The sequence below is a fragment of the Hoeflea sp. genome (genome assembly GCF_039975035.1).
GTDB lineage: Bacteria > Pseudomonadota > Alphaproteobacteria > Rhizobiales > Rhizobiaceae > Hoeflea.
The window spans coordinates 1-3,353 of record NZ_JBDWHW010000153.1; the positions used below are offsets into that span (position 1 = coordinate 1).

Sequence of the window (3,353 nt, forward strand, 5' to 3'; positions counted from 1 at the left end):
GGACGCACTGGGTTTTGTCGGTCCCAGCAATTGCCATCTTGGGCTCTATGTGACCGCGCATGCCGGAGATCGCCCGGCCGGTCTCGCAATCTCAGATGACGGCCATGTCCTGATTGCACAATGGGCCGGACCCCATCAGCAGATGACGATGGTCTCGCGATCCATGAACGCGACTCGCTTCGCCATTCTCGCGCTGGCTCTGCGCAATGGGACTGACGCACCCAATGAGATACATCCCGATTTGCTCTCCTCTCTGGCGACGGCACGCCAGCCCTGTCTGGGCTGATGGACAAGTTTATTTTGCATCATGAGGAATAAACGCCCCCTGCCAATCGTCTGAACTTGCGACGATCTCAAACATGACAAGCACGTCATAGCGATCGCAGAAAAATGGGGGAACCATGTTCAACAGACGACAGATGATCGCATCCACCGGGGCTGCTGCCGGATTCGTGATGGCTGGCGGCACGCCATTGCTCGCTGAAACAGTATCGCTGGGTTTTGAAAATGGAGATCGGTCGCTGGTCGCCTATCCGGGGAAGCGGCCTTTGCTGCAGCTGTCATCCCGACCGCCGCAGTTGGAGACGCCGTTCAGTGTGTTCAATGAAGGCATGTTGACCCCCAATGACGCGTTTTTCGTGCGGTACCACTTGGCTGACATCCCGACCGAGATTGATCCTGACACCTTCACACTCGAGATCGCCGGCACAGTGGCCACGCCCATGTCGCTGTCTCTCGCTGACCTGAAATCGCAATTCGATACGATTGATCTGGTCGCAGTTCATCAATGTTCAGGCAACAGCCGTGGCTTTGTCACGCCACGTGTCGGTGGTGGGCAGGCAGGGAATGGCTTGATGGGTAACGCACGCTGGACTGGCGTTTCCCTAAAATCCGTCCTTGAAAAGGCGGGCGTGCAAGACGGGGCGATTCAGGTCGCATTCGAAGGGTTGGATGGGCCTGTCCTGCCCGACACCCCCGACTTTACCAAGTCGCTGGAACTGGCCCATGCCATGGACGGCGAAGTCATGCTGGCGTGGGCCATGAATGGCGAAGATCTGCCCTGGCTGAATGGCTATCCTCTCCGTCTTGTGGTCCCGGGGCACTACGGCACCTACTGGGTCAAGCACCTCAACCAGATAATCGTGCGCGACACGCCATTGGACTCGTTCTGGATGACGACGGCCTATCGCATCCCGGACAACAGTTGCGCATGTGTCGAACCTGGCACCAAGCCTGAAACGACCGTGCCGATCGCCCGCTTCAACGTCCGGTCCTTTATCACCAATGTGCTGGATGGCGCGGCAGTAGCTGCGAATGCGCCGCTCGCACTGCGGGGAATAGCGTTCGATGGCGGATCTGGCATTACCGAGGTCAGCGTCTCCGCAGATGACGGCAAGACATGGCAAAAAGCATCCTTGGGCGAGGACATGGGAAAATACGCATTCCGCGAATGGACGCTGTCGATGCCCGTGGCGTCGGGTGAGGTGTCACTGTTGGTGCGCGCGACAAATGCGAACGGCCAGACCCAACCGATGCAAGCGCAATGGAACCCATCGGGCTATATGCGCAACGTCGTCGAAACCACACGTCTCACGGCAGCCTGAGGAGATGACAATGAAAACCTTTCACATAGCCGCTTTGGCTGGACTGACCTTCCTGGCCCAAGCCGCCATCGCGGATTCCGTCATCTATGACATGCCCTATGATGGCTCCGTCGTGTTCCGCGCCGGAGACGGATCAGATGTGGCCGAAGCCAATTGCATAACCTGCCATTCGACCGATTACATCGAATACCAGCCTCCCGGCAAAGGCCCTGACTTCTGGAAGGCCGAAGTACACAAGATGATCGCAATCTACGGTGCGCCAATTACCGAAGAGGATGGCGATATCATCGCTGCGTATCTGGCCGCACAGTACTAGAGTTTACGAAACCCAAGTAAAAGATGATCGGAGCGTTCTCCGGTCATCTTGTCAAACTGCAACACTCCAAGCTTCTAAGTGCTAAATCAGAAGTATCTGCCTCTCGCTCTGGCAGCTGCTCATTCGGATGAGCCTAACCTGATTAACGCTGTACAAGGCTTGATCCATCCAACGTGCGTTTGATGGACAAGCGCAAAGGCAGTCCTAAAATGCCTTCGCACCGTGTTCTTGGACAACTTGATTTTTGAATGGGTTTGCGGACAGATAGGTTTGTCCGAGACGCCTCATGACCCTACCCAAGCCTAGAGGAAAATCTTGTCCCTCATTGGATACGCGAGGGTCTTGACTGCAGAGCAAGATCTCCCTTCAGCTTGACGCTTTGAATGCCGTCGGGGCTGCCCACATCTTTGAAGACCGCGGTGTCTCTGGTGCCAAGACCGAGCGACCGGGGCTCATTGCTGCACTTTCATTTCTGCGCGATGGTGATATTTCCAGAGTTTAATTTTTTCCTATTTGATCCGTGAACACCATTTCAGTTTAAGCCCGGCTGGCCGCCGCGAACTGCTCCATCGCTGCTTCCAAGTTTTCCATAATCTCGGACATCAAGACATCTGGTTCCGGGAGGTTGTCGAGGTCCTCGGTGATGGCAGTGAACGTCTTACCTGACCCGGTGGCCATTTGCGCCAGCGCACGGGGCTTACCGCGTTGCAATGACGTTTCGAGATTGGTGATCGCCGTGATCTGGCACGCGCGCAGGCCGTCGGTTTTCAGGTGCGGCAGCGTCTGCAACCCGGACCGCAGGGACAACGGATCATTGCGCCATGCCTTCAGCGTTTCAGTACGGTGAAACGTGAATACCTCGCGTGACCGGGGGTGCGGATCTCGGCCGTCGGGAACCGGGTGACGACGGCGGTGCTCTCGTAAATAAACGGCAACGGCTCCGCGCCGGCGACCCATTTCAACTTAGCAGTCGCATAACCTGAGGATTGCTCCTCTACCGTTGTCAGACGCTCACCCAAGCTGTCCGGTTTCGCCTCGACCACGCCGACAGCACGACCGTCGACGAAAAGGACATAGTCGGCCGGTCCAGTGTCCGTCGGATATTCCCGCACCGCTACTCCCGAGGCCGCACTGGGATTAAGCGACACCTTATCCTGCACCACCCAACCTGCAGCCAGCAGTCGCTTGTCAATCTGATCGGGAGCGACCTGTTCGGGGTTCTGGTTTGCGGATTTTGACACGAAGACACTTATACTTTTTGTACAATCGCAATCATGACGATCGCCCGCAATAAGCGCACTCCCAACGAACAGCGGCCGACAGTTAGGTTTGGTCCTGTTTCGATTTTGTTTCGCTCGCTCGACGCAGCAATGTCCAGAAATTCAGCGGCAAATAACTCAGGAAAATCAACTTGTTGCAACGCAAACATATGA

5 protein-coding genes and 2 pseudogenes are annotated in these 3,353 nt (G+C 56.2%); 4 read left to right on the top strand and 3 right to left on the bottom strand.

What is annotated here, in order from left to right:
* The 4 genes and pseudogenes from ABJN75_RS13740 to ABJN75_RS13755 all read left to right on the top strand — a co-directional run.
* A pseudogene (locus ABJN75_RS13740) lies at window positions 1–286 on the top strand (hypothetical protein); the annotation flags it as partial.
* Window positions 287–401: 115 nt separating this feature from the next.
* Entirely contained in the window at window positions 402–1,604 is a 1,203-nt protein-coding gene (locus tag ABJN75_RS13745; protein ID WP_093734031.1) for a molybdopterin-dependent oxidoreductase, read from the top strand.
* Between the two features lie 10 nt (window positions 1,605–1,614).
* Window positions 1,615–1,920, top strand: coding sequence for a cytochrome c (locus ABJN75_RS13750; RefSeq protein WP_237066204.1), 306 nt, complete (start codon window positions 1,615–1,617; stop codon window positions 1,918–1,920).
* A gap of 315 nt (window positions 1,921–2,235) precedes the next feature.
* Window positions 2,236–2,410 (top strand): annotated as a pseudogene (locus ABJN75_RS13755) (recombinase family protein); the annotation flags it as partial.
* Window positions 2,411–2,457: 47 nt separating this feature from the next.
* Here ABJN75_RS13755 and ABJN75_RS13760 read toward each other — a convergent pair.
* The 3 genes from ABJN75_RS13760 to ABJN75_RS13770 form a co-directional block, all read right to left on the bottom strand.
* Window positions 2,458–2,709: a DEAD/DEAH box helicase family protein gene (locus ABJN75_RS13760; protein ID WP_348440154.1), complete on the bottom strand. Its 252-nt coding sequence runs from the start codon at window positions 2,707–2,709 to the stop codon at window positions 2,458–2,460.
* A gap of 38 nt (window positions 2,710–2,747) precedes the next feature.
* Window positions 2,748–3,161, bottom strand: a complete 414-nt coding sequence (locus ABJN75_RS13765; RefSeq protein ID WP_208596072.1) for a hypothetical protein — start codon at window positions 3,159–3,161, stop codon at window positions 2,748–2,750.
* Between the two features lie 8 nt (window positions 3,162–3,169).
* Window positions 3,170–3,353 (bottom strand): hypothetical protein (locus ABJN75_RS13770; protein ID WP_348440155.1); only part of this gene is annotated, 184 nt, incomplete at its 5' end.

Coding starts and splice junctions, on each gene's coding strand:
- ABJN75_RS13745 (WP_093734031.1), top strand. CDS start 402: ATGTTCAACAGACGACAGATGATCGCATCCACCGGGGCTGCTGCCGGA.
- ABJN75_RS13750 (WP_237066204.1), top strand. CDS start 1,615: ATGAAAACCTTTCACATAGCCGCTTTGGCTGGACTGACCTTCCTGGCC.